Raw genomic sequence first — 23,672 nt, forward strand, 5'->3', positions numbered from 1 at the left:
AACCGTGAAAAAGGTAGAAAGTCATGCACAAACCTGTTTGGGCGCAAGCCCGTCTATACAGCGCCGGTAGCGAAACCTTGCCGCAGACCGGCGTCGACTCCGAAATTTTTTGTTCCGGTGACGGTGGCTTTTACACCGGGCCACGCTACAACTTTGGCAACATTCACGAAATCAAACGCTTTTGGCAGAGCGTTGGGATAGACGCGGCTGACAAACCGCTTTGAGGAATGACCTGCCGAGGACAAGCCGGCGTTTTCGGCAGGTTTGTGTAACTTGTAAGAAAAATCGATCGATTTGATAGGGATTTTAAGGCAGACGGGCTTGATCCTATCTGCCAGCATTAACCGCGTCACAGAGTCACCCAGACGACAAGAACATACGCACATCGGACAAGCAGGCCTGTGCCAGTGCGTTTGCCGGGTAAAACGGTTAACCTACGCGTTCACTCTGTGCCCGTCCCCCAAAAGGGAACGACACGCTAAACGGGTCTGGCCTATCAAGCCGGGCAGCATTTTCCCATACCCCTGGGGAAATCCCTTCTCGAACCCCGATTTCAGCAGTGTGGTACTACCCTAAATGAAAGTGTTGAAAGGCCAGGATATCCTGGCGCTTGGCTTTATGACGTTTGCGCTTTTCGTCGGCGCGGGCAACATCATCTTCCCGCCTATCGTTGGTTTGCAATCCGGTCCACATGTCTGGATGGCAGCCCTTGGCTTCCTCGTCACCGCTGTGGGTCTGCCGGTCATCACCGTGGTTGCCCTGGCCAAGGTCGGCGGCGGCATGGACGCCCTGAGCAGCCCGATCGGCAAGTTCTTCGGCGGCCTGCTGGCGGCCGTGTGCTACCTGTCGGTGGGCCCGTTGTTCGCCACCCCGCGTACAGCTACGGTCTCGTTCGAGGTCGGTGTGGCACCGCTGACGGGTGAGAGCCCGCTGGCGCTGTTCATCTATAGCCTGATCTACTTCATCGTGGTGCTGGCCGTGTCGATGTATCCGGGCAAGCTGCTCGATACCGTCGGCCGGTTCCTGGCCCCGTTGAAGATCATCGCCCTGGCCGTGCTGGGCATCGCTGCCTTCGCGCTGCCGGCCGGCACCATCGGTGAGGCGCAGCCGGCCTACGTGGCCGCGCCGTTCTCCCAGGGCTTCATCAATGGCTATCTGACCATGGACACCCTGGGTGCGCTGGTCTTCGGTATCGTCATCGTCAATGCCATCCGTTCGCGCGGTGTGGAGTCGCCGAAACTGATCACCCGTTACGCCATCATCGCTGGCCTGATCGCTGGTGTGGGCCTGGCGCTCGTGTACATCAGCCTGTTCCGATTGGGTGCCGGCAGCCATGACATCGCCATGGGTGCGACCAACGGCGCTGCGGTCCTGCATGCCTACGTGCAGCACACCTTCGGCTCGCTGGGCAGTGGCTTCCTCGCGGTGCTGATCGCACTGGCATGCCTGGTGACCGCCGTGGGCCTGACCTGCGCCTGTGCCGAGTACTTCAGCCAGATCCTGCCGCTGTCCTACCGTGCACTGGTAGTGATCCTGGCCGGCTTCTCGCTGCTGATCTCCAACCTCGGCCTGACCAAGCTGATCCTGTTCTCGATCCCGGTGCTGACCGCCATCTACCCGCCCTGCATCGTTGTGGTGGGCCTGAGCTTCGTCAAAGAGCTTTGGAACTCGCCGGTGCGCATCCTGGCGCCGGTAATGCTGGTGTCGCTGCTGTTCGGCATGGTCGATGCCATCAAAGGCAGCAACCTGGCGCACATGCTGCCGGACGCCATGGCCCATCTGCCGCTGAGCGATCAGGGCCTGGCCTGGCTGGTGCCGTCGGTCATCACCCTGGGCTTGGCCGTTGCATGCGATCGCATGCTGGGCAAGCCCCGCGAGGCGCTGGCCTGATACGTTGAAGCCAGAGCGCTGGCGCCGGCCACAAGCCAAAGGGCGCCAGCCGATGGTCAAAACGCCAACCCCGTGTCCATTCGGATACGGGGTTTTTTGTTGCTACGTTTTGTTTCCAGAGCGTGTCTTTTCTGGCCGCCGTGCGTCGAAAAGCGGACTTCAATATTCTCAGGACTTGAACGATCAGGAGCCTGCATGAGCTTCATTCAAAGCAATCTGAGCCACTGGGTTGCGGCCTGCTGGTTCGCCCTCTGTTGGGGTGGCTACACCCGTTATGCGATCTGGAAAGGGCGCGACACCGCGTGCCTGGCCAGCGTGCTGCACTTGTACCGGGAGGACTGGATGCGCCGCATGTTGTTGCGTGACAACCGCATCGCCGATGCCAGCGTGATCGGCAATCTGGAGCGCAACGCCTCGTTCTTCGCCTCCAGTACGCTGATCATCCTTGCCGGTATCCTCACCGTGCTCGGGGCATCGGACCGCGCGCTGTCGTTGCTGGCCGACCTGCCTCTGGTGCAGCAGGCGTCCCAAGGCATGTCGGAAATCAAGCTGCTGGGGCTGGCAATGGTGTTCGTCTATGCCTTCTTCACTTTTAGTTGGTGCATGCGCCAGTACAACTTCGCCGCAGTTCTGGTGGGTTCTGCGCCCATGATCGGTGAGCGACAAGTCAGTGAGTTGGAGCGCAAGGCATTTGCATTTAGAGCGGCGCGGGTATTATCACTGGCAGCCAACCAGTTCAACTTCGGGCTGCGTTCGTATTACTTCGGAATGGCCATGCTGACCTGGTTCATCAGCCCTTGGTTGTTCATGGTCACCAGTGTCTGCGTGGTGTTGATTCTCTATCGCCGGGAGTTTCATTCCGATGTGCTCGAGGTAATGGTATTCACGCCCACCGAGCCGGTGGCCGGGGAGGGGCTCAAAGAGCCTGCCAGCCCGGCTAGCTGACCCCTTCCCTGAACGCCAGGCATAAAAAAACCCGACAGTGTCGGGTTTTTTTAAGTGCTGCTTACTGCTTGGCCGGCTCTTCGCTTGGAGCGGTTTCCGGAGCAGGAGTGGCTTCCGGAGCTGGGGTAGCAGGGGCGGCTTCTGGAGCCGGGGTAGCGGGGGCAGCTTCAGGGGCGGCTTGCTCGGTCTTGGTTTCCGGAGCCTTGTTTTCGCTCGCCTTGTCGCAAGCGGCCAGGCCCATGGCAGCGGCCAGCATCAGGGCAAAAGCAAAAGGTTTACGCATGGGGTGTCTCTCCTTGGTGGAATAACTTACTTGTTCCATTCGAGCTCAAGTAAGTGGAATAAGTTCCGCGAAGATTACAGATATATATAGCGTGGATCCAGATAGACTTTTCCTCGGATTTGTGCAGAGTGAATAGCCTCACAAAAACAGGTTGCCCCATGACAGATACAGACCTGCGGGCCATGGCCGAACGCTTTCTGTCCGCATTGAAACATTGTCAGTTATTGCGGATGCGAGTCCACCACGCCGATGCCGAAGGCATGACACTGGTGCTGCCTTGGTCTGCGGCCATCGTCGGCAATCCGCAGACCGGCGCGGTGCACGGCGGAGCCCTGACCACGCTGATGGACACCACCTGTGGCATGGCCACCTTGTGCGCCCTGCCGCGCTTCGAGGTCTGCCCGACGTTGGACCTTCGCATCGACTACATGCACCCGGCCGAGGCAGGCAAGGATATTCACGGCCATGCGCAGTGCTACCGGGTGACTCGCGACGTGATCTTTACCCGCGGCACTGCCTACCAGGACGATCCGTCACGCCCGATTTGTCATGTGGTCGGCACCTTCATGCGTCTGGGGCAGGAGGTCAAGGGCGGCATCCGCTTCGGCAACAGCCTCAAGGAGGAGAGGTCATGATTCCTGCTGATGTTCGTCTCCAGCTCAACGAAGCCCACGCCGTCGGCAATTACCAGCCTTTGCTGAGGCTGATTCCCTACGCCGGACTCATCGGCATCGAGTGCGAGCGCCAGGGTGATGACTTACTGTTTCGTCTGCCGGCGAACCAGGACAACATTGGCAATCCCTTGCTGCCCGCGATCCATGGCGGGGTGATCGCAGGCTTCATGGAGCTCTCCGCGGCCCTTTACCTACTGATCTACAGTGAGAGCGCCAGCATTCCCAAGATCATCGATTTCTCCATCGATTACCTGCGGGCTGGGCACTATCGCGACACGTTCGCGCGTTGTCAGCTCTGGCGCCAGGGGCGTCGGGTGACCAACGTCGCCATCACCGCCTGGCAGGCCGACCCCGACTCACCGATCGCTACCGCGCGTGCTCATTTCAAGATTGAACCGGAAAAGCCCTTGAAATAGTCAGGCCAGCCCCCATCTGCTGGACATCCGTCGCCAACGCAGCCCTTCGAGGGGCGCCAGGCGGCCACCGCCAACAGATCGGAGTTTTGAAGACCATGAGTGTGGAAACTCAAAAAGAAACCCTGGGCTTCCAGACCGAGGTAAAGCAACTGCTGCACCTCATGATCCATTCCTTGTATTCGAACAAGGAGATCTTCCTGCGTGAGCTGATTTCCAACGCCTCCGACGCCGCCGACAAGCTGCGTTTCGAAGCGCTGGCCAAGCCAGAGCTGCTCGAAGGCGACGCCGAGCTGAAGATCCGCGTTAGCTTCGACAAGGACGCCGGCACCGTGACCCTCGAGGACAACGGTATCGGCATGAGCCGTGAAGACGTCATCATGCACCTGGGCACCATCGCCAAGTCCGGCACTGCCGACTTCATGAAGAACTTGACCGGTGACCAGAAGAAGGACTCGCACCTGATCGGCCAGTTCGGCGTCGGCTTCTATTCGGCGTTCATCGTCGCCGACAAGGTCGATGTCTACAGCCGTCGCGCAGGTCTTCCTGCCGCCGAGGGTGTCCACTGGTCGTCCAAGGGTGAAGGCGAGTTCGAAGTCGCCACGCTCGACAAGCCGCAACGCGGTACCCGTATTGTCCTGCACTTGAAGAAGGGCGAAGAAGAGTTCGCCGATGGTTGGCGCCTGCGCAACATCGTCAAGAAATACTCCGACCATATTGCTCTGCCGATCGAACTGCCCAAGCAGCACGTCGAGACCGCCGAAGGCGAAGAAAAGCCTGCCCAGGAATGGGAAACCGTCAACCGCGCAAGCGCCCTGTGGACCCGTCCGCGTACCGAGATCAAGGACGAGGAGTACCAGGAGTTCTACAAGCACATCGGCCATGACTTCGAGAACCCGCTGGCCTGGAGCCACAACAAGGTCGAAGGCAAGCTGGAGTACAACTCGCTGCTGTACGTGCCGGCCCGCGCACCGTTCGACCTGTACCAGCGCGAAGCGCCGCGCGGCCTGAAGCTGTATGTGCAGCGCGTATTCATCATGGACCAGGCCGAGTCGTTCCTGCCGCTGTACCTGCGCTTTATCAAGGGCGTGGTCGACTCCAACGACCTGTCGCTGAACGTCTCGCGCGAGATCCTGCAGAAGGACCCGATCATCGACTCGATGAAGTCGGCGTTGACCAAGCGCGTGCTGGACATGCTGGAGAAACTGGCGAAGAACGAGCCTGAACAGTACAAGAGCTTCTGGAAGAACTTCGGTCAGGTGATGAAGGAAGGCCCGGCCGAAGACTTCGCCAACAAGGAGAAGATTGCCGGCCTGCTGCGCTTTGCCTCGACCGCCGACGAAAGCGGCGAGCAGAGCGTTGCGCTGGCGGACTACCTGGCCCGCGCCAAGGAAGGCCAGGACAAGATCTACTACCTGACCGGCGAGTCCTACGCACAGGTCAAGAACAGTCCGCACTTGGAAGTCTTCCGCAAGAAAGGCATCGAGGTTCTGCTGCTGACTGACCGCATCGACGAGTGGCTGATGAGCTACCTCAATGAGTTCGACGGCAAGGCCTTTGTCGATGTCGCCCGTGGCGACCTGGACTTGGGCAAGCTGGACTCCGAGGAAGACAAGAAGGCCCAGGAAGAAGTCGCCAAGGAGAAGGAAGGCCTGGTCGAGCGCCTGAAGACCGCCCTGGGTGAGAGTGTCGCCGAAGTGCGTGTCTCGCACCGTCTGACCGACTCGCCGGCGATCCTTGCCATCGGCGAGCAGGACCTGGGCCTGCAGATGCGCCAGATCCTCGAGGCCAGTGGTCAGAAGGTGCCGGACTCCAAGCCGATCTTCGAATTCAACCCGAGCCACCCGCTGATCGAGAAGCTGGATAACGAACAGAGCGAGGACCGCTTTGCGGAGCTTTCCCACATCCTGTTCGACCAGGCTGCGCTGGCAGCAGGTGACAGCTTGAAGGATCCGGCGGCGTACGTTCGTCGCCTGAACAAGCTGTTGGTCGAATTGTCTGCTTGAGTTGAAGGCAAAGCCCGCTTCGGCGGGCTTTTTTCATGGTGCAAGGAGGAGTTTGATGAGCAAGGTAATCGTCGAATCGCTGGTCTATCACCATGCGGGCAAGGCCTACGAGAGCCGCCTGGTCTATGAGCCGGGCGCGCTGCCCCAGCCGGGCCTGGTGATGGCGCCGAACTGGATGGGCGTCGGCGAAGGCGCCGAACGGATTGCCAAGGAAGTGGCCAGCCAGGGGTATGTGGTGCTGGTCGCTGACCTTTACGGACAATCGGTTCGTCCATCCAATGCCGACGAGGCGGGCGCGGCGATGATGCCGCTCAAGAATGACCGTGGCGAACTGCGCAAGCGCATGCAGGAAGCCTTGGCACAATTGCTCGGGCAGTCCAAGGCATTGCTGGAGCCGGGCAAGGTGGCGACCTTTGGCTTCTGTTTCGGTGGTTGTTGCGCCTTGGAGCTGGCCCGTACCGGCGCCGACCTACGGGCGGCAGTGTCGTTCCACGGGACGCTGGATACGCCGAACCCGGCCGATGCCCAGCGCATCAAAGGCTCTGTGCTGGTGTTGCACGGTGCTTCCGACCCGCTGGTGCCAAAGGAGCAGTTGCCGGCGTTCGAGGAGGAGATGAACGCGGCCAAGGTCGACTGGCAATTGCTCAGTTATGGCGGTGCGGTGCACTCGTTCACCGACCCGTCCGCCAACGTGCCCGGCAAGATGCAATACGACCGCCGTACCAGCGAGCGTGCGTTCCGTGCCATGCACAATCTGCTGGACGAAGTGTTCCAGCGCTGACCGGGCAAGGGCTGCGCGGCAGCCCATCGCAGGCTACGCCAGCGCCCACGGATCTGCCGCGCTACAACGCCACAAGCCCCTTGGGTCCTTGCGAGGCCTGCGTTGACCACATGGCGGCCCTCTCAACGCGGCAATTCGATCCGCGACGTTTCCCCCGGCACTGTCGGCCAATCCCCCGCAGCCCAGCGCGCCCGGGCCTGTTCGATCAGTTCCGGATCGCTGGCCACGAAGTTCCAGTTCATCCGCCGTGGCCCATCCAGCGGCGCGCCACCGATCAGCACCAGCTGGCACTCGCTTTGTGCATACAGCGTCACCTCTTCGCCTTCGGGCAGTACCAGCAGGTTGCATGGCTCGACCTCGTCCTCGCCCAGCAGCAGCTCGCCATCGAGCAGGTAGAGGGCACGCTCAGCATGTTCGAGGGGCACGTTGAGCGTGGTGGCCGCCTGCATTTGCACCAGGGCATACAGGGTAGGGGAGAGCACCGGCACTGGGGATTCAAGACAAAACCCTTGGCCTGCGATCATGCGGATGCTTACGCCCAGATTGTCGCTGACCGGCAGGCTATCGGCCGGATGATGGCTGTAGCTGGGCGGCTCTTGCTCATTCTCGCGGGGCGAAGCCAGCCATACCTGTAGGCCATGCAGGCGCGAACCCCTGCTCAAGGCATCGGCGGGAGTGCGCTCGACGTGAGCGACGCCGCTACCTGCAGTCATCCAGCTGACATCGCCGGGCAGGACGCGCTGTTCGGAGCCCAGGCTGTCCTTGTGCAGGATTTCGCCTTCGAACAAATACGTCAGGGTCGACAGGCCGATATGCGGGTGTTGGCGGATGTCCATGCCGCTGCCGGGGGCATAGCGTGTATCGAGCATGTGGTCGAAGAACACGAAAGGACCCACGCTGCGACACTGGGCCGATGGCAGTGGGCGCAGGATCGGTTGGCCCTCTACCGATTCGGCGCGCGGGTGAATGACCAAGGGGCGGCTCATGACAGGGCTCCAGGCGGGCGACGGATGCCTCAAGCATAGCGGTTCAGCGAAGCGGGCTGAACCGCCTTGCGCAGGCTCGGGTCTACTCTTCTCCAAGCCGCAGAGGAAAGACCACCATGATCGCCAGAGCGCTGGCCTGCCTGCTGTTGTCCACCGTCCTGTGCCTGACGGTGCAGGCGCGGGATTACCGCTACAGTGATGCCCACCTGCATTACGTCGACTTCTTCCAGGAGAGCGAGGGCATGGCTGCGCTGTTCAAGGCCATGGACGAGGCTGGGGTCGAGCAGTCCATGATCGCGGGTATTCCCGTGGCCAAGAAGTGGCATGAAGATGAGCCCAAGCGCCCGCGCTACTACGCCGGTGATGATGCGGACGCCTACTGGTACAGCGCCACCGATGTCTACGTCGCCGCCGCGGTGCAGCAGTTGCCGCCGCAGCAGCGCCGACGTTTGCATCCATTTCTCAGCGGCTTCAATCCGGTGGACAAGAATGCCGTCAGCCACATCGAGCGCATGCTTGAGCTGTACCCAGGGCTTTGGCAGGGCATTGGCGAGGTGTTCACCCGTCATGACGATCTGACTGCGCTCACCAGTGGCGATACGCCCAGGGCCAACAATGAGGCCATGACGCGGATCTATCACTTGGCGGCCGAGCGTGACTTGCCGGTGCTCATCCATTCCAACATCACCTCCAAGCGCGAGCGCAACCCGCTTTACCTGGCGGAGATCGAAGAGCCACTGCGTAACCATCCACACACCCGCTTCATCTGGGCCCATGCCGGTACCAGCGCGGAAATCCATCGGCATCAGACACAGATGAACTTCCTCCTGCCAGTGCTCACCCGGCTGCTCGAAGACTACCCGAACCTGTATATCGATCTCTCTTGGAGCATGCGCGAGCCTTACTTGCTGGACGGGCAGGGCAAGCCGCACGAGGCATGGGTCAAGCTGGTCGAGCGGTTCCCGGGGCGTTTCATGCTCGGTTCGGATGTGGTCGGGCGCTTTTCCGGAATCGGCGAGCAGATGCACGGTTTTGATGCCTTCCTCGATGCGCTGCCGGTCGAAGTGGCCAACCGTGTGGCGCACACGAATTTTCTGTCAGTGCTACCGGGTGCACCAAAATAATGCGTGCCGCTTGATTCTGGCCCTTTGATATTGCCTTTTCGTCTTAAGCAAATTCGGCCCCTCCCCGATAGTGTCTATAACAACGACAACGTGGCAGAGGGAGCTGTACATGAGTCTGAGACGTTTGAATATCGCCCCCCGTGCGGGGCTTGGCTTTGGCCTGATGGCTTTGCTGGTCGCCCTGCTCGGGGGCTTTTCTCTCCAACAGATGACACAGATGCGCCAGCAAGCCGAGCAGGTGGACGACAACTGGTTGCCCAGTGTCATTTCGGTCGGGCGCATGACTCAGGACATGTTGCGAATCCGCGCCCTGACCTTGCGCCTGCTGATCGACCCGGCGCCGGCGGCACAACAGCAGAACCGTGCGCGTATCGAAGAACTCAAAGCCGGCTTGAACGAAGTCCAGCAGCGTTATAAGGCGCTGATCGTGTTGCCGGAAGAGCACACGCTGCTCACTCGCTACCAAGGGCTTGAACGCCAATACCTGGACCTGCAGGGCCAGGTAATGCAACTGGCGGGCGAAGGGCGCACCGATGCGGCCGCGACCTTGGTCAACGGCGAGATGAACCAGTTCGCTGACCAGATGACCGCGACCCTCAACGAACTGATCGAGCTGAACATCCACCATGCCGATCGCGCCACGGATCTTGCCGAGGCGGTCTACGCAGGGGCCAAGGTCTGGGTGTGGGGATTGTTACTGGTGGCGGTGACCATGACCGTGGTCCTGGCGCTGGCCCTGACACGCAGTATCGTGCGGCCGCTGGGGCAGTCGTTACAGGTGGCCGAGACGGTCGCCAAGGGCGACCTGACGCCGCAGATCACTGTGCAGGGCGAGGACGAGCCTGCGCGCTTGCAGGCGGCGCTCAAGGTCATGCAGCAGAGCCTGCGTGACACCATCGGACGAATTTCCGATTCGGCGGGACAATTGGCTTCAGCTTCCGAGCAGCTCAGTGCGGTTACCGAGGACGCTACCCGAGGGTTGCAGCAACAGAGCCAGGAAATCGAACAGGCGGCGACGGCCGTCAACCAGATGACCTCGGCAGTGGAGGAGGTGGCGAGCAATGCGGTAGCGACGTCAGAAGCCTCCCGCGAGTCCGACCGTATCGCCCGCCAGGGGCGTGAACAGGTGCAGGCGACCGTGCATGCCATCGAGTCCCTGGCGGCGGGCGTGGCCGACAATGCCGATGAGGTCGGGCAGCTGGCCCAGCAGGTTCAGGACATCAGCAAGGTGCTGGATGTGATAGGTGCTATTGCTGAACAGACCAACCTGTTGGCGCTCAATGCCGCTATCGAGGCGGCGCGGGCGGGAGAGGCGGGGCGTGGCTTTGCGGTGGTGGCTGATGAGGTAAGGGCGTTGGCCCACCGCACACAGACGTCTACCCGCGAGATCGAGCAGATGATCGTTGCCATCCAGGCCGGCACCGAACGTGCCGTGCACGGCATGCAACAAAGCAATGAGCGGGCGCGTTCGACCCTCGAGGGTGCCCATGCCGCGGGCGAGGCGTTGGAGGCGATCACGGCGGCCATAGCGCGGATCAACGAACGCAACCTGGTGATCGCCAGTGCATCGGAAGAGCAGGCTCAGGTGGCCCGAGAAGTGGATCGCAACCTGACCACCATCCGCGACCTGGCGCACCAGTCCTCGGCGGGGGCCGAGCAGACCTCGGCGGCGAGCCAGGCCTTGTCGCAGCTGGCGGTGGATCTGAACGCACTGGTGCACAGGTTTTCGGTGTAGCCCAGCAAGGGCAAGGCCCTCGCTCTGTTCTTGCAGCCAAACGAAAACGCCCCGAACCAGTCGGGGCGTTTTCGTTGCAGCGAGGTCAGGCTGTTACTTGCCAGTCCAGCGCTTGAGCACCAGGGTGGCGTTGGTGCCACCGAAGCCGAAGCTGTTGCTCATGACCGTGTCGATCTTGGCGTTTTCTTCGGTCTGGCGCAGGATCGGCAGGTCGGCGACCTCCGGGTCCAGCTCGTCGATATTGGCGGAGCCGGCGATGAAGTTGTTTTCCATCATCAGCAGGCAGTAGATCGCCTCGTGTACGCCTGCGGCACCCAGGGAGTGGCCGGACAGGCTCTTGGTCGAGCTGATCTTCGGAGCCTTGTCGCCGAACACTTCACGTACACCTTTGATCTCGGCGACGTCACCGACCGGAGTCGAGGTGCCGTGGGTGTTGAGGTAGTCGATCGGGGTGTCGACGGTGGCCAGCGCCTGCTGCATGCAGCGGATCGCGCCTTCGCCGCTCGGGGCAACCATGTCGTAGCCGTCGGAAGTTGCGCCGTAGCCGACGATTTCGGCATAGATCTTGGCGCCACGGGCCAGGGCGTGTTCCAGCTCCTCGACCACGACCATGCCGCCACCACCGGCGATGACGAAGCCATCGCGGTCAGCGTCATAGGCTCGCGAGGCCAGTTCAGGGGTTTCGTTGCGCTTGGTCGACAGGGCGCCCATGGCATCGAACAGGAACGACTGGCTCCAGTGCTCTTCTTCACCGCCGCCGGCGAAGACGATGTCCTGCTTGCCCCACTGGATCTGCTCCAGGGCGGTGCCGATGCAGTGTGCGGAGGTGGCGCATGCCGACGAGATCGAGTAGTTGATGCCCTTGATCTTGAACGGGGTGGCCAGGCACGCCGATACCGTGCTGCCCATGGTGCGGGTGACGCGGTACGGGCCGACGCGCTTGACGCCTTTCTCGCGCAGGGTATCCAGGGCTTCCATCTGGTTCAGGGTGGAGGCGCCGCCGGAACCTGCAACCAGGCCGGTACGCGGGTTGGAGACTTGCTCCTCGGTCAGACCGGCGTCCTTGATCGCGTCCTGCATGGCCAGGTAGGCGTAGGCAGCGGCATGGCCGACGAAGCGGTAGACCTTGCGGTCGATCAGCTCTTCGAGGTTGAGGTCGATGGAACCGGAAACCTGGCTACGCAGCCCCATTTCCTTGTATTCCGGGTTGTAACGGATACCCGGACGGCTGTTGCGCAGGTTTTCGGTGACGGTAGCTTTGTCATTGCCCAGGCACGATACGATGCCCAGACCAGTGATAACGACGCGGCGCATGCGAATAACCCTTAGAAATTGTCAGTGGAGGTGAACACGCCGACCCGCAGGCCTTCGGCGGTGTAGATCTCGCGGCCGTCGACGCTGACCGAGCCATCGGCGATGGCCATGTTCAGCTTGCCCTTCAGGACGCGCTTGATATGAATGTTGTAGGTGACTTTCTGGGCCGAAGGCAGTACCTGGCCGAAGAATTTCACTTCGCCCGAGCCCAAGGCGCGGCCGCGGCCTGGCAGACCCTGCCAGCCAAGGAAGAAACCGACCAGTTGCCACATGGCATCCAGGCCCAGGCAGCCTGGCATGACGGGGTCGCCCTCGAAGTGGCAGGCGAAGAACCACAGGTCCGGATTGATATCCAGCTCGGCGACCAATTCACCTTTGCCGTACTTGCCGCCTTCGGCGCTGATATGGGTGATGCGATCGACCATCAGCATGTTCGGGGCGGGCAGTTGCGCATTACCTGGGCCGAACAGCTCACCGCGACTGCAGCGCAGCAAATCTTCCCGAGTAAAGGCGTTTTGTTTGGTCATGCGAGCTCCTCAATAATCCCCGTGCGGCTGGGGCTGAATCTTCCCGGCCGGCTCGGCGGTTGAGTCCGAGACGGCAGCCTACAGGTAGACTATTGCGTTGTGGTGAAAGTCACAGCGCACCTGGCAAAGAAGTACAGGTGTGCACTGAAACGCTTATTTTCAGGGCCTATGCAGGTCCTGTCTAGTGGCCACGGCGGTTAATTCGGTTGCTTTGCGTCGTCGGGCGACCCGTCACCGACACCGGACAAGCCGCGTTCTGGCCTCCATCTCCCTAGACTGCCGCATTTCGGCGTTAATCGCCAGTCGCGGCTGTCCGTCCGGATAACCAGCGTTGCAGCACCTGCTGCAGTTCCGTTCGTTTGAAAGGCTTGCTCAGGTAGTCGTTCATCCCCGCTGCCAGGCATCGCTCGCGATCGCCCTGCAGCGCGTTGGCCGTGAGGGCGATGATCGGCACCTGCGCGCCGTTGGGCAGCAGGCGGATGCGCCGAGTGGCCTCGTAGCCGTCCACAACGGGCAGGCGGCAGTCCATCAGCACGGCGGCGAAGCGTTGTTCACGCACCTGCTCGACGGCCTGAAGACCATCGAGGGCGGTGACGACTTCGAAGCCCAGGCTGCGCAGCATGGCCTCGATGACGCTCTGGTTGACCGGGTTGTCTTCTACCAGCAGGATCTGCCCGCCTTCCCAGGCCGCTTGGCCTTCGACGTCCTGGGCCGGCAGCAAGGTCGCCGTGGCGCTGGCCAGGGCCAAAGGCATTTCCAGGGTGAAGGTCGAGCCCAGCCCTTCGCGGCTTTCGCCGCGCAACTGCCCGCCCATGCGCTCGGCGAGGGTCCGTGCGATCGCCAGGCCAAGGCCTGTGCCGCCATAGCGACGGGAAATCGAGCTGTCGGCCTGCTGGAAGGCCACGAACATCATCTCCAGGCGGTCGCTGTCGATGCCGATGCCGGTGTCACGCACCGCGCAGGTGAACCACACCTGTTGGGCATCCAGGGCCCGCCAGCGGGCCTCCACTTCCACTTGGCCGTGTTCGGTGAATTTCAAGGCGTTGCCGATCAGGTTCAGCAATATCTGGCGGATCCGTGTCGGATCGCCTGTGACCTGCAACTGGTCGATGCCTTGGGGGAGCTGCAAATGCAGGCCCAGCCCGCGCTGCTGGGCGCTGTGCTGGAACGACTGAACGCTGCTGCTGATCAGCTCGCCCAGGTTGAAGGCGATGTGTTCGAGTTCCAGCGTGGTGCGCTCGATCCGCGAGAAGTCAAGGATGTCGTTGATCACCTTGAGCAGATGCCCGGTGGATTCGCTGGCCACGGCGGTGTAGTCAGCCTGCTCGCTGGTCAGCGGGGTGGTCTCGAGCAGTTGCAGCATGCCCAGGACACCGTTCATGGGGGTGCGCAGTTCATGGCTCATCATCGCCAGGAACTCCGATTTGGTCCGGTTGGCTTGCTCGGCCTCCTCACGCGCCTGAATCATCTGCGCCATGGCCTGCTTCTGCTCGGTGCTGGCTTTCTCCAGGGCACTAGCCAGGTTGTTGATGTGTCGGGCCAGGTGCCCCAGCTCGCTGTCGTCGACTTCCGGCACTTGGGTCTGGAACTCGCCCTTCTGGATGGCCTTGACCGCATGGCCCATGTCGCTGATCGGCTTGGCCAGGCTCATGGCCAGGCGGCGGGCGAGCAGGAAGGTGAACAGCAAGGCGAACAGGGCCAGGATGCCGGCCTTTATCACGATTTCCTGCTGGCGCTGGCTGAAGGCATCGTCGGACATGCCCACGATCACCCGCCCCAGATAGTCATCGCCAATGCTGGGAGCAGGCGCGTTGCCCTGTTGCAAGAAGTCGTTGTCCAGGCGGATCTGCTGCAGGCGGATCGGCGCCTGGAACACTTCCACGCGCTGGGCACGGTTGACGTTCTCGCCGTTCTGCTCGACGTACACCAGGATGTGGTTGCGGCTGTCCTGCACCTCGAGAAAGCGTACGTGCGGAATGCTCAGGGTCGCGCGCATGAGGCTTTCGAGTACCTCATTGTTGCCGGAAATCACGCCATATTCGGAGGCGGGAGCCAACTGGTTGGCGATCAGTTGCCCGGTATGGTTGAGCTCCTGGCGCAGGTCCTGCAGACGCACGAAGGTGAAGAAGCTGATCAGCAGCAGGGTCAGCAACAGGGCGGGGCCCAGGCTGATGATCTGGGTGCGGGTGTGGATGTCCCAGCTCAGGCGGTTGCTCATGGGGTGGGCTCTCCTTCGGCCAGGACCACGGCGGCGGCCTTGGGGTCGATCGGCTCCAGCCCCAGGGCGCGAGCCACTTGCTGGTTGCCGCTGACCCCATAGTGCGTGGGGTAGTGGCTGCGCGGCCAACTGGTGGGCGAGCGGTCGAGCAATTGGTCGAGCACCGCTAGCCAGTCGTCCTGGTCGCTGAAGGTGCTGGCCAGCGCCCCGGCGCGGACAAAACCTGCGTTGGGACCGATCAGCGCCATCTGCCGGCCATAGCTGCTCAGCAGGACGTTCTTGGCGGTCTTGGAGTTGTACAGGTCGGGGTCGTCGATCCCCAGCAGGACATCGCTGTTGCTCAGCAGGTGTTGCAGCGGGCGGCTGTCGCGCGGGTCCGGCCAGTCCTGTGCGACGATCTCAAGGCCCAGCGGGCGGGCGGCCAGGCGCAGTTCGTCAAGCATGAAGCGGCTATGTTCGCCGTACAGCACACCGATTCGTCGCGCCTGTGGCAACAAGTAGCGCGTCAGGCGCAATTGCCGACCAGGCGGTGGATCGCTCCACAACAGGCACAGGTAGGCGGGACGCGACTTTCCCAGGCGTTGTTCCGCCTGTACCCGGCTGACCCGCAAGGCCAGCGCCGGAGGGCCAGCGGCCTCGCCCAGGCGCCATTCGAATGCTGCGCTGTCGAGCAGCACCAGGCGCACATCAGCCTTCAACTGCCCTGGCTTGGGCAGGGCGTCGACGGTCTTGAAATGCACCTGGTCGTTGGGACGGCGCGCTTCCAGGGCGGAGACGAAGCTACGTACGCCTGGTTGGTCGCTGGCGCCTACCAACAGAATCTCGCTGGCTGATACCGCGCCCAAAGGCCACAGGCAGAACAGCAACAGGCGCAGCAACAAGGCCATCAGAACTCCAGCTCCGCGCTCACGCTCAAGCGGTGACGGCTGTCGTAGCGGTTCTGCGGCACGGTGACCGGCTCGTCGTCCAGGCGCTGCTGCCAGAGCGCGGCCAGCTCAAGATTGCTGCCCTGGATGCGAAAGCGTTTGGCCACGCGCAGGTCGAGGCGTTCGTAGCGGTACTGGTTGAGTGCGTCGTCACCGTAGTAGAACAGGGCGCTGGACCAGCCCTGGCCCCATTCGCGCATCCAGCCGGCCGAGCCACTGTTGCGCGCGCTCAGGCGTCGGTCGCTGGGGTTGCTGGCCCAGGCATCGACGTAGGCGTAGGTCAGGCGCAGTCGGTCACGCAGGGTAGGGCGCCAGTCCAGCTGCGCTTCGCTGCCGCTGAAGCGGGCCTTGTTGGCGTTGCTGGCGATGTACTGGTTGTTGCGCAACGGCTCGCTGATCATTCCGGTGATCTCGTCATAGAACAACTTCACATCCATGTTCAAATCGATGTCGCTGAAATTGCCGTTGTAGCCCAGCTCCCGCGAGCGCATGCGCTCTTGTTCGAGGTCGCCAGGGCCGCGGGTCTTGACGAAGTATTCGCCGTGCTGCAACCCATACACGTTGGGGGTCAGGTTGTTGACCGTGTAGCTCCAGTTGACGTTGTTCTCGAACATGTCCGGCGAGCGCACCGCCTCGGAGTACACCGCGCGCAAACCGTGACGCGGGGTGATCAGGTAGTTGACCGCCATGCGCGGGGTGAGCGAGCTGCCCGACAGGCGCGAGTCCTCGAACATCGCGCCACCCTGGAGAATCCAGTGCTCGTCGGCGCGCCACTCCAGTTGACCGAACAGGCGCCAGGTCTGGTCGTCCAGGCTGCCGTTGAAGTAGGTCTGCGAGTCGGCGCGATCATAACGGTAGTTCATTCCGCTGAGCAGACGCAGGTTGTCGGTCAGGCTCAGGGTGTCCTGGACCTCGAGATCGAAGCGGGTTTCCCGAGTGCTTTGATCCACATCGCCGCAAACCACTTCACGACCACCATTGGCCCATTGGCTGGCGATCTGGTCGCGCAGGGCGTTCTGCACGGGGTCGCTGCTGGGGGGCGGGTTGTTGGCGTTGCGTGCCACTTGCTCGGCATAGTCCGGGTTGATCTGCCAGAGCCGCGTCAGCTCCGGGCTGAAGGCGATGGCCGCATCGCAGGCCAGCCAGACCTGTTGCCGGTCGAAGTGCTGGGCCGAGCCCTGGATATACAGGCTGTGTTCGGGATTGAAATCGATGTTCCAGCGCATCGAGCCCGCATAGTCCTTGGCATTGACGTCGGCGTTGTCGCCTCGGGCGGTCACGAAGGGAAACACCGGCTGATAGGTATAGGGCCGCTGATTGCTCCCTTCCTTGGCCGCCAGTTGCCATTCAAGGGTCTGGTTGACCGCCAGGTTGTGGCTGGCGCTGAGGTTGAAGCGGTTGAGGCGGCGGCTGTCGCGGTAGTCGTTGCCGAACTGGTCCTCGTCGAAGCCATCATCCTGCATGCCGGACAGCGACAGGCGCATGTCGCCGCCTTCCCAGCCGAAGCCCTGGCTGGCGTAGTAATCGTTGATGCCGTCCTGGCCGCGGGTCACCTTCACGCGGGTGCCATGGCTGTCGGCGGGGTTGCGGGTGAGGATGTTGACCACGGCCATCAAGGCGTTGGCCCCGTAACTCACGGTGTTGGGGCCGCGGAATACCTCGATCCGGTCGATGTCCTCGATGGCCAGCGGGATGTCGCTCCAGTCCACCGTGGCAAGGCCTGCGCGATACACCGAGCGGCCATCGATCAGCACTTGCATGCGCCGCGCGTCGTTGACGTTGCTGCCATGGTAGTTGACGGTCGGCTGGTTGCCGGCGACGTAGCCCACCATCATGCCGGGTACCAGGCGCATCAGCTCGGGAATGTCGCGTGCGCCGCTGGCGCGGATCAGTTCGCTGTCGAGCACCGTCATGCTGCCAGGTACGGCGGCCGGGGATTGTTTCAGGCGTGTCGCGGTCAGAACCTGCGGCAGGTCCTGGTTGTCGAGGAACATGTCATCGGCCAGGGCCGGGCCGCCCAAGAGGGCAGTCAGCAACAGCAGGCGAGGGTAAGGTGGCGTGCCAGGGAACACGGTACGGCCTTGTTTCAGAGATGAAACAGGCATGTTAACTGACCGCTTGGGTTTTGCCAGTGCGATTTGATATCCATACGCAGGGCTGGGCACTGCCACTGGCTCTGTCGCATGCGCGCCGTATAATGCCCCGGTCGCCAACTTAACTTATTGGCTTTAACGGATTGGATATGACTGAACAGCAACCTGTTGCAGTTCTTGGGGGCGGCAGCTTCGGCACCGCCGTGGCGAACTTGCTGGCCGAAAACGGCGTGCCGGTCCGGCAATGGATGCGTGACCCCGAGCAGGCCGAGGCCATGCGCGTCAATCGCGAGAATCCTCGCTACCTCAAAGGCATTCGCCTGCAGGACGGGGTGGAACCTGTCAACGACCTGCTGGCCACGTTGCAGGCCTGCGACCTGATCTTCGTCGCGCTACCTTCCAGCGCCTTGCGCAGCGTGCTGGCGCCCCATGCCGAACTGTTGCGCGGCAAGGGTCTGGTCAGCCTGACCAAGGGCATCGAGGCGCAAAGTTTCAAGCTGATGAGCCAGATCCTCGAAGAGATCGCGCCCGAGGCCCGCATCGGCGTGCTGTCGGGGCCGAACCTGGCCCGCGAGATCGCCGAACACGCCCTGACCGCCACCGTGGTCGCCAGTGAGGACGAAGCCCTCTGCCAACGTGTGCAGGCGGTGTTGCATGGCCGCACCTTCCGCGTCTACGCCAGCGCCGACCGCTTCGGCGTCGAACTCGGCGGCGCGTTGAAGAACGTCTACGCCATCATTGCCGGCATGGCCGTCGCCCTGGGCATGGGCGAGAACACCAAGAGCATGCTGATCACCCGCGCGCTGGCCGAGATGACCCGCTTCGCCGTGAGCCAGGGCGCCAACCCCATGACTTTCCTGGGCCTGGCCGGGGTTGGCGACTTGATCGTCACCTGCTCCTCGCCCAAGAGCCGCAACTATCAGGTCGGCCATGCCCTGGGCCAGGGTCTGAGCCTGGAGCAGGCGGTGAGTCGCCTGGGCGAGGTGGCCGAAGGGGTCAACACCCTCAAGGTACTCAAGGCCAAGGCCCAGGAGGTACAGGTGTACATGCCGCTGGTGGCTGGCCTGCACGCGATCCTCTTCGAGGGGCGTACGCTGAACCAGGTGATCGAGCACCTGATGCGCGCCGAGCCCAAGACCGACGTCGATTTCATTTCCATCAGCGGTTTCAATTGATCCCGGAGCACATGCATGAACGACACAGCCAACCGCGCCCAGCGCGAATCGATCATCCTGCGGGTACTGTGGATGCTGGTGTTCCTCTTGGTCTGGCACATGGCGCAACTGTTGCTGGGTGGCCTGGTGCTGGTCCAGCTGATCTACCGCCTGGTCTATGGCGCGCCCAGCGGTAGCCTGATGAATTTCGGCGACAGCCTGAGCCAGTTCCTGGCGCAGATCGGCCGCTTTGGCACCTTCCACAGCGACCAGAAGCCCTGGCCGTTCGCCGACTGGCCGACCCCTCGCGCCCCTGAAGGCGAAGTGCCTCACGAAGTTGCCTCGGCGCCTCATCCGGTGCGTGATCAGGAGCCCAAGCTGTGAAGGTCTGGGTGCTGCGCCACGGCGAGGCCGAGCCACGCGCCAACACCGACGCCGAGCGGCGCCTGACCAACCATGGTCGCGAGCAGGTGCTGCGTAGTGCCGCGCGCCTGTTGGGCCAACCGCTGCAGGCGATCATCGCCAGCCCGTACGTTCGAGCCCAGCAGACAGCCGCTCTGGTGCACGACGCCTTGGGCTTGGATGAGCCGGTGCGTACCGTGCCTTGGCTCACCCCCGACAGCGATGTCGGGCAGGTGATCGGCGAGCTGGACCAACTGGGCCTGGAGCACGTGCTGCTGGTGAGTCACCAACCCTTGGTCGGCACCTTGGTAGGCATGCTCGAACACGGCCATGGCCAACAACCGGCGCCGCTGAGCACAGCGAGCCTGGCTGAGCTGGAAGGGGACTGGCCGCTGGCTGGGTTGATGACCTTGCAGGGGCTGTATCACGCCGGCTGACCCTGGCTGTTGACGGTGCCTTCTTCGCGGGTTCACGCGCGAAGAAGGCGACACACATGCCAGGCATGTCCGGATCGCCCTCAGCGATGACCTTTCCGAACGTTGCCGCCCCAGCACGCCATGCCGACAATGGGCCATCACTTCCCATTCAGACCAGGCCGCCATGTCGCAGCAGATCTTCTTCGCCCACGCCAATGGCTTCCCTTCGGCCACCTACGGCAAGTTGTTCGCCGCCCTGGCGCCGGACTACCAGGTCCAGCACCTGGCGCAACATGCCCACGACCCGCGATTCCCGGTCAACGACAACTGGCAGAACCTGGTCGATGAGTTGCTTCACCACCTGGCCCAGCAGGGGCAGCCGGTCTGGGGCGTCGGCCATTCCCTGGGTGGCCTTCTGCACCTGCATGCCGCGCTACGTTGCCCGCAGTACTACCGAGGCGTGGTAATGCTCGATTCGCCTGTGCTGACCCGCGCCGACCAGTGGATGATCCGCGCGGCCAAGCGCCTGGGCTTCATCGACCGCATCACCCCGGCCGGGCGAACCCTGGGGCGTCGCGAGGCATTCCCCGACCGTGACAGCGCACGGGCCTACTTCGCCGGCAAGACGTTGTTCCGCCACTTCGACCCCGATTGCCTGGAGGCGTATCTGGAGCACGGCCTGCAAGCCACCCAGGAGGGCTTGCGCCTGCGCTTCGACCCCACGACCGAGATCGACATCTACCGCAGTATCCCCCACGTCAGCCCGGCGCCAGCGCGCCAGCTGCAGGTACCGCTGGCGGTGGTGCGTGGCGACCAGAGCCGGGTGATCCGCCGCCACCATGCCCTGGCGGTGCGCGGCATTCCCCGGGGCGAATACCACAGCCTGCCCGGTGGGCACATGTTCCCGCTGGAGCGGCCGGGGGATACAGCGCACTTGATCAAGGGCCTGTTCGATCGCTGGAGTCGAGCATGAGCACGCATGTCGAAGAGATCCGTCTGAGCCTCGGCCATATCGAGCTGGCGGCGCACCTGTTCGGGCCGGATGACGGTCTGCCGGTGATCGCCTTGCATGGCTGGCTAGACAACGCCAACAGCTTCGCCCGCCTGGCGCCGCGCCTCGACGGGCTGCGCGTAGTCGCCCTGGACCTGGCCGGGCATGGCTATTCCGAGCATCGCCCTGTCGGCGCCGGCTACGCTTTGGCCGACTACGCCCACGATGTGCTGCGGGTGGCCGAGCAACTGGGCTGGAAGCGCTTTGGTCTGCTCGGACACTCGTTGGGCGCAATCATCAGCGTGCAGCTGGCGGGAGCCTTGCCCGATCGCATCAGCCACCTGGCGTTGATCGACGGCGTGATCCCGCCCACGGCCCGCGAGCAGGACGCCGCCGAACGCCTGGGCATGGCGCTGCAGGCGCAACTGCGCTTGGATGGCAAGCACAAGTCGGTGTACGCGACCCTTGAAGATGGCGTGCAGGCGCGCATGAAAGGCATGGTCGCGGTCAGCCGCGAAGCCGCCGAGCTGCTGGCCCAGCGTGGCCTGATGCCGGTGCCGGGCGGCTACAGCTGGCGCAGCGACAGCCGCCTGACCTTGCCATCACCGATACGCCTGAACGAGGCGCAGGCCATGGCCTTCGTGCATCGGGTCGCGTGCCCGGCCTGCCTGGTGGTGGCGGCCGATGGCATGCTCGCGCAGCACACAGCCTTGCTGGAGCAGCTACCCTTTGAGCAGGTCACGCTGCCCGGTGGCCATCACCTGCATTTGAATGACGAACCGGGCGCAACCCTTGTTGCAGACTGTTTCAATCGCTTCTTCGGCTTTTCTTGACTTGCACAGGACAAGTGTCGAGGCTTGGCGGGTTGAACACGGAGACAACCATGCACATGCCAGACATCCTGGATTACCCCATCGGCGCCCTGTGCGTGACAGGTGGCCGATGATCACGCGCACACTGATCGCCGTTTGCCTGGGCTTGGCCAGCCCCTTGTCGTGGGCCGGCAGCCTGCCCGTGCCGGTGGATGCCAAAGTGGTCGACCAGCGTCCGGCCGTGGAGCAGGAGCGGGTCTATCCCATGGGCCCTTTACGCAAGATCAGCGGCCGCCTGAGGGTGGACGAAAAAGTCGAAAGCCGCGGTCAGGTCAGTTCCGTCACCTATGAGCTCCCTGTCGAACGGACTGCCCGCGAGGCCTTCACCAGTGCCCGCGAGGCCTTGCAGCGCGAGGGGGGCTATCCGCTGTTCTGGTGCCAGGGCCGCGATTGCGGCGAAGCCAGCCTGTGGGCCAACGAAGTATTCGCCAATGCCCGCCTCAATGGTGGTGACGAGCAACAGGCGTTCATCCTCCTGCGCCGCTCCGCCGAAGAGGCCGACACCTTGGTCTCGCTCTACAGCGTCACCCGTGGCAATCGCCGCGCCTACCTGCATGTCGAGGAGTTCGTGGCCGACCAGCCTCTGGGCGAGCTGTTGCCGACACCAGCCACGGTGCTGCGCGAACTGCGCGACACCGGCAAGCTGGACTACCCTGACCTTGCCGCACCGCAGCCCACCTGGGTGGCCTTGCTCGGGCGCAGCCTGAACCTGGACAGCACCCTGCGCGCCAGCCTCAGCGGCGCCCAGGCCGAAGCCTGGCGCGAGCAACTGGTAAACGCCGGCGTGCGCAGTACCCGCCTGGAAGTCGGGACGGCACCCACCGATGGCCTGCACCTTGAGCTGATCCGTTGAATGAGTCCCTCCATGCCCAACAATGACCGCCTGCTGATCCAGATCCTGCTGCTGGCCCTGCTCGGGGCCGGGTTGTGGGTGATGGCGCCTTTCATTTCGGCATTGCTCTGGGGCGCCATCCTGGCCTTCGCCAGTTGGCCGCTGATGCGCTTGCTCACCCGCGTGCTGGGCGGGCGCGAAACGCTCGCCGCGAGCCTACTGACCGCCGTGTGGATCCTGGTGGTGGCCTTGCCGCTGGTGTGGCTCGGCTTCAATCTGGCCGACCACATCCGTGATGCCACCGCGTTCATCCGGGACGTGCAGGTCGACGGCTTGCCCGACGCCCCCGACTGGCTGGGCAGCATCCCCCTGGTGGGGGAGCGACTGGTGCGCTGGTGGGATTCCATGGATCAACAGGGCGCGGCCTTGCTGGCCTCGGTCAAGCCGCACCTGGGGCAGGTCGGCAACTGGCTTCTGGCGCGCAGTGCGCAGATTGGCAGCGGCGCGTTGGAGCTGACCCTGAGCCTGGTGTTCGTGTTCTTCTTCTACCGTGACGGGCCGCGCCTGGCGGCCTTCGTGCTGCGCCTGTTGCAGCGGTTGATGGGGGAACGCGCCGAGTATTACCTGGACCTGGTGGCTGGCACCGTGCAGCGCGTGGTCAACGGCGTGATCGGCACTGCCGCGGCCCAAGGCTTGCTGGCTTTGATCGGCTTCCTGATCGCCGGTGTGCCGGGCGCCATCGTGCTGGGGCTGGTGACCTTCATGCTCAGCCTGATTCCCATGGGGCCGCCGCTGGCCTGGATACCTGCCACCGGCTGGCTGGTGTGGAAGGGTGAGTACGGCATGGCGGTGTTCCTCGGCCTGTGGGGCACCTTCATCATCAGCGGCGTCGACAACGTCCTCAAGCCGTACTTGATCAGCCGCGGTGGCAACCTGCCGTTGGTGATCGTGCTGCTCGGGGTGTTCGGCGGGCTGATCGCCTTTGGCTTCATCGGCCTGTTCATCGGGCCGACCTTGCTGGCGGTGGGCTATAGCCTGCTGCTGGACTGGAGCCGTAACGCGGGGCAGCAGACACCCCAGCGGTAGTCAG

The 23,672-nt window shown here is 63.1% G+C and carries 23 protein-coding genes; 16 read left to right on the top strand and 7 right to left on the bottom strand.

Annotated features, from left to right (window positions below):
* Window positions 1-23: 23 nt before the first annotated feature.
* From J5X93_RS08325 to J5X93_RS08335, 3 genes are all read left to right on the top strand, one after another.
* The gene (locus J5X93_RS08325; RefSeq protein WP_043211409.1) at window positions 24-224 is read left to right on the top strand and encodes a hypothetical protein; all 201 of its coding nucleotides are present in this window, start codon (window positions 24-26) and stop codon (window positions 222-224) included.
* Window positions 225-576: 352 nt separating this feature from the next.
* Complete coding sequence (gene brnQ, locus J5X93_RS08330) at window positions 577-1,890, top strand: branched-chain amino acid transport system II carrier protein (RefSeq protein WP_043211407.1); 1,314 nt, start codon at window positions 577-579, stop codon at window positions 1,888-1,890.
* Window positions 1,891-2,085: 195 nt separating this feature from the next.
* Window positions 2,086-2,835: a DUF599 domain-containing protein gene (locus J5X93_RS08335; protein WP_182941413.1), complete on the top strand. Its 750-nt coding sequence runs from the start codon at window positions 2,086-2,088 to the stop codon at window positions 2,833-2,835.
* 61 nt (window positions 2,836-2,896) lie between these two features.
* Here the strand turns inward: J5X93_RS08335 and J5X93_RS08340 are convergent, their stop codons facing one another.
* A complete protein-coding gene (locus tag J5X93_RS08340) occupies window positions 2,897-3,118 on the bottom strand; it encodes a hypothetical protein (RefSeq protein WP_043211402.1) in 222 nt (73 codons plus the stop codon).
* Between the two features lie 158 nt (window positions 3,119-3,276).
* Between J5X93_RS08340 and J5X93_RS08345 the strand changes: the two genes are divergently transcribed.
* The 4 genes from J5X93_RS08345 (at window position 3,277) to J5X93_RS08360 (ending at window position 6,992) form a co-directional block, all read left to right on the top strand.
* A complete protein-coding gene (locus tag J5X93_RS08345; RefSeq protein ID WP_043211400.1) occupies window positions 3,277-3,753 on the top strand; it encodes a PaaI family thioesterase in 477 nt (158 codons plus the stop codon).
* A complete protein-coding gene (locus J5X93_RS08350) occupies window positions 3,750-4,208 on the top strand; it encodes a PaaI family thioesterase (RefSeq protein WP_090345916.1) in 459 nt (152 codons plus the stop codon). Before J5X93_RS08345 ends, J5X93_RS08350 begins: the two co-directional genes overlap by 4 nt.
* Window positions 4,209-4,303: 95 nt before the next feature.
* Window positions 4,304-6,211: a molecular chaperone HtpG gene (gene htpG, locus J5X93_RS08355; RefSeq protein ID WP_182941411.1), complete on the top strand. Its 1,908-nt coding sequence runs from the start codon at window positions 4,304-4,306 to the stop codon at window positions 6,209-6,211.
* A 55-nt stretch (window positions 6,212-6,266) separates the two neighbouring features.
* The gene (locus J5X93_RS08360) at window positions 6,267-6,992 is read left to right on the top strand and encodes a dienelactone hydrolase family protein (RefSeq protein WP_043211395.1); all 726 of its coding nucleotides are present in this window, start codon (window positions 6,267-6,269) and stop codon (window positions 6,990-6,992) included.
* A 122-nt stretch (window positions 6,993-7,114) separates the two neighbouring features.
* Here J5X93_RS08360 and J5X93_RS08365 read toward each other — a convergent pair whose 3' ends face one another.
* Window positions 7,115-7,978: a pirin family protein gene (locus tag J5X93_RS08365; protein ID WP_182941409.1), complete on the bottom strand. Its 864-nt coding sequence runs from the start codon at window positions 7,976-7,978 to the stop codon at window positions 7,115-7,117.
* Between the two features lie 116 nt (window positions 7,979-8,094).
* Here J5X93_RS08365 and J5X93_RS08370 point away from each other — a divergent pair, with 116 nt between their 5' ends.
* Window positions 8,095-9,102, top strand: a complete 1,008-nt coding sequence (locus J5X93_RS08370; RefSeq protein WP_043211390.1) for an amidohydrolase family protein — start codon at window positions 8,095-8,097, stop codon at window positions 9,100-9,102.
* A gap of 109 nt (window positions 9,103-9,211) precedes the next feature.
* A complete protein-coding gene (locus J5X93_RS08375; protein WP_182818386.1) occupies window positions 9,212-10,837 on the top strand; it encodes a methyl-accepting chemotaxis protein in 1,626 nt (541 codons plus the stop codon).
* 93 nt (window positions 10,838-10,930) lie between these two features.
* On the opposite strand, the gene fabB is transcribed toward J5X93_RS08375, so the two are convergent.
* The 5 genes from fabB to J5X93_RS08400 all read right to left on the bottom strand — a co-directional run bounded on the left by fabB (window position 10,931) and on the right by J5X93_RS08400 (window position 17,927).
* Window positions 10,931-12,151: a beta-ketoacyl-ACP synthase I gene (fabB, locus tag J5X93_RS08380; RefSeq protein WP_043211385.1), complete on the bottom strand. Its 1,221-nt coding sequence runs from the start codon at window positions 12,149-12,151 to the stop codon at window positions 10,931-10,933.
* A gap of 11 nt (window positions 12,152-12,162) precedes the next feature.
* The gene (gene fabA / locus J5X93_RS08385; RefSeq protein WP_043211383.1) at window positions 12,163-12,678 is read right to left on the bottom strand and encodes a 3-hydroxyacyl-[acyl-carrier-protein] dehydratase FabA; all 516 of its coding nucleotides are present in this window, start codon (window positions 12,676-12,678) and stop codon (window positions 12,163-12,165) included.
* 292 nt (window positions 12,679-12,970) lie between these two features.
* Window positions 12,971-14,896 carry an ATP-binding protein gene (locus tag J5X93_RS08390; protein WP_182941407.1) on the bottom strand — a complete coding sequence of 642 codons (1,926 nt, stop codon included), beginning with the start codon at window positions 14,894-14,896 and terminating at the stop codon, window positions 12,971-12,973.
* Entirely contained in the window at window positions 14,893-15,783 is an 891-nt protein-coding gene (locus J5X93_RS08395; protein ID WP_102081765.1) for an ABC transporter substrate-binding protein, read from the bottom strand. Before J5X93_RS08395 ends, J5X93_RS08390 begins: the two co-directional genes overlap by 4 nt.
* Window positions 15,783-17,927 (bottom strand): TonB-dependent receptor plug domain-containing protein, encoded by a 2,145-nt coding sequence (locus tag J5X93_RS08400; RefSeq protein ID WP_182941405.1) that lies wholly within the window; start codon window positions 17,925-17,927, stop codon window positions 15,783-15,785. The genes J5X93_RS08395 and J5X93_RS08400 overlap by 1 nt, the downstream gene beginning before the upstream one ends.
* 137 nt (window positions 17,928-18,064) lie before the next feature.
* Here J5X93_RS08400 and J5X93_RS08405 point away from each other — a divergent pair, with 137 nt between their 5' ends.
* From J5X93_RS08405 to J5X93_RS08435, 7 genes are all read left to right on the top strand, one after another.
* On the top strand, window positions 18,065-19,090 hold the full coding sequence (locus tag J5X93_RS08405; protein ID WP_043211374.1) for an NAD(P)H-dependent glycerol-3-phosphate dehydrogenase: 1,026 nt from the start codon (window positions 18,065-18,067) through the stop codon (window positions 19,088-19,090).
* Between the two features lie 15 nt (window positions 19,091-19,105).
* Window positions 19,106-19,453, top strand: coding sequence for a DUF4389 domain-containing protein (locus tag J5X93_RS08410; RefSeq protein WP_043211372.1), 348 nt, complete (start codon window positions 19,106-19,108; stop codon window positions 19,451-19,453).
* Window positions 19,450-19,908 carry a phosphohistidine phosphatase SixA gene (sixA, locus tag J5X93_RS08415; protein WP_090345899.1) on the top strand — a complete coding sequence of 153 codons (459 nt, stop codon included), beginning with the start codon at window positions 19,450-19,452 and terminating at the stop codon, window positions 19,906-19,908. Before J5X93_RS08410 ends, sixA begins: the two co-directional genes overlap by 4 nt.
* Before the next feature lie 163 nt (window positions 19,909-20,071).
* Window positions 20,072-20,860: an alpha/beta fold hydrolase gene (locus tag J5X93_RS08420; RefSeq protein WP_043211368.1), complete on the top strand. Its 789-nt coding sequence runs from the start codon at window positions 20,072-20,074 to the stop codon at window positions 20,858-20,860.
* On the top strand, window positions 20,857-21,711 hold the full coding sequence (locus J5X93_RS08425) for an alpha/beta fold hydrolase (RefSeq protein ID WP_182941404.1): 855 nt from the start codon (window positions 20,857-20,859) through the stop codon (window positions 21,709-21,711). Before J5X93_RS08420 ends, J5X93_RS08425 begins: the two co-directional genes overlap by 4 nt.
* 109 nt (window positions 21,712-21,820) lie before the next feature.
* Window positions 21,821-22,603 (top strand): DUF4892 domain-containing protein, encoded by a 783-nt coding sequence (locus J5X93_RS08430; RefSeq protein ID WP_043211363.1) that lies wholly within the window; start codon window positions 21,821-21,823, stop codon window positions 22,601-22,603.
* Window positions 22,604-22,615: 12 nt separating this feature from the next.
* The gene (locus tag J5X93_RS08435; RefSeq protein WP_070574169.1) at window positions 22,616-23,668 is read left to right on the top strand and encodes an AI-2E family transporter; all 1,053 of its coding nucleotides are present in this window, start codon (window positions 22,616-22,618) and stop codon (window positions 23,666-23,668) included.
* Window positions 23,669-23,672 lie beyond the last annotated feature (4 nt).

It is taken from the genome of Pseudomonas sp. BYT-1, assembly GCF_023611805.1.
In the GTDB taxonomy this organism is placed as follows: domain Bacteria; phylum Pseudomonadota; class Gammaproteobacteria; order Pseudomonadales; family Pseudomonadaceae; genus Aquipseudomonas; species Aquipseudomonas guariconensis.

What these genes read in the sequence shown, in the direction of transcription:
- J5X93_RS08360 (WP_043211395.1), top strand. Translation starts at nt 6,267, where the DNA reads ATGAGCAAGGTAATCGTCGAATCGCTGGTCTATCACCATGCGGGCAAG.
- J5X93_RS08370 (WP_043211390.1), top strand. Translation starts at nt 8,095, where the DNA reads ATGATCGCCAGAGCGCTGGCCTGCCTGCTGTTGTCCACCGTCCTGTGC.
- J5X93_RS08425 (WP_182941404.1), top strand. Translation starts at nt 20,857, where the DNA reads ATGAGCACGCATGTCGAAGAGATCCGTCTGAGCCTCGGCCATATCGAG.
- J5X93_RS08340 (WP_043211402.1), bottom strand. Translation starts at nt 3,118, where the DNA reads ATGCGTAAACCTTTTGCTTTTGCCCTGATGCTGGCCGCTGCCATGGGC.
- htpG (WP_182941411.1), top strand. Translation starts at nt 4,304, where the DNA reads ATGAGTGTGGAAACTCAAAAAGAAACCCTGGGCTTCCAGACCGAGGTA.
- J5X93_RS08390 (WP_182941407.1), bottom strand. Translation starts at nt 14,896, where the DNA reads ATGAGCAACCGCCTGAGCTGGGACATCCACACCCGCACCCAGATCATC.
- fabA (WP_043211383.1), bottom strand. Translation starts at nt 12,678, where the DNA reads ATGACCAAACAAAACGCCTTTACTCGGGAAGATTTGCTGCGCTGCAGT.
- J5X93_RS08430 (WP_043211363.1), top strand. Translation starts at nt 21,821, where the DNA reads ATGATCACGCGCACACTGATCGCCGTTTGCCTGGGCTTGGCCAGCCCC.
- J5X93_RS08335 (WP_182941413.1), top strand. Translation starts at nt 2,086, where the DNA reads ATGAGCTTCATTCAAAGCAATCTGAGCCACTGGGTTGCGGCCTGCTGG.
- J5X93_RS08325 (WP_043211409.1), top strand. Translation starts at nt 24, where the DNA reads ATGCACAAACCTGTTTGGGCGCAAGCCCGTCTATACAGCGCCGGTAGC.
- J5X93_RS08375 (WP_182818386.1), top strand. Translation starts at nt 9,212, where the DNA reads ATGAGTCTGAGACGTTTGAATATCGCCCCCCGTGCGGGGCTTGGCTTT.
- brnQ (WP_043211407.1), top strand. Translation starts at nt 577, where the DNA reads ATGAAAGTGTTGAAAGGCCAGGATATCCTGGCGCTTGGCTTTATGACG.
- J5X93_RS08395 (WP_102081765.1), bottom strand. Translation starts at nt 15,783, where the DNA reads ATGGCCTTGTTGCTGCGCCTGTTGCTGTTCTGCCTGTGGCCTTTGGGC.
- J5X93_RS08420 (WP_043211368.1), top strand. Translation starts at nt 20,072, where the DNA reads ATGTCGCAGCAGATCTTCTTCGCCCACGCCAATGGCTTCCCTTCGGCC.
- fabB (WP_043211385.1), bottom strand. Translation starts at nt 12,151, where the DNA reads ATGCGCCGCGTCGTTATCACTGGTCTGGGCATCGTATCGTGCCTGGGC.
- J5X93_RS08405 (WP_043211374.1), top strand. Translation starts at nt 18,065, where the DNA reads ATGACTGAACAGCAACCTGTTGCAGTTCTTGGGGGCGGCAGCTTCGGC.
- J5X93_RS08365 (WP_182941409.1), bottom strand. Translation starts at nt 7,978, where the DNA reads ATGAGCCGCCCCTTGGTCATTCACCCGCGCGCCGAATCGGTAGAGGGC.
- J5X93_RS08410 (WP_043211372.1), top strand. Translation starts at nt 19,106, where the DNA reads ATGAACGACACAGCCAACCGCGCCCAGCGCGAATCGATCATCCTGCGG.
- J5X93_RS08435 (WP_070574169.1), top strand. Translation starts at nt 22,616, where the DNA reads ATGCCCAACAATGACCGCCTGCTGATCCAGATCCTGCTGCTGGCCCTG.
- J5X93_RS08345 (WP_043211400.1), top strand. Translation starts at nt 3,277, where the DNA reads ATGACAGATACAGACCTGCGGGCCATGGCCGAACGCTTTCTGTCCGCA.
- J5X93_RS08400 (WP_182941405.1), bottom strand. Translation starts at nt 17,927, where the DNA reads ATGCCTGTTTCATCTCTGAAACAAGGCCGTACCGTGTTCCCTGGCACG.
- J5X93_RS08350 (WP_090345916.1), top strand. Translation starts at nt 3,750, where the DNA reads ATGATTCCTGCTGATGTTCGTCTCCAGCTCAACGAAGCCCACGCCGTC.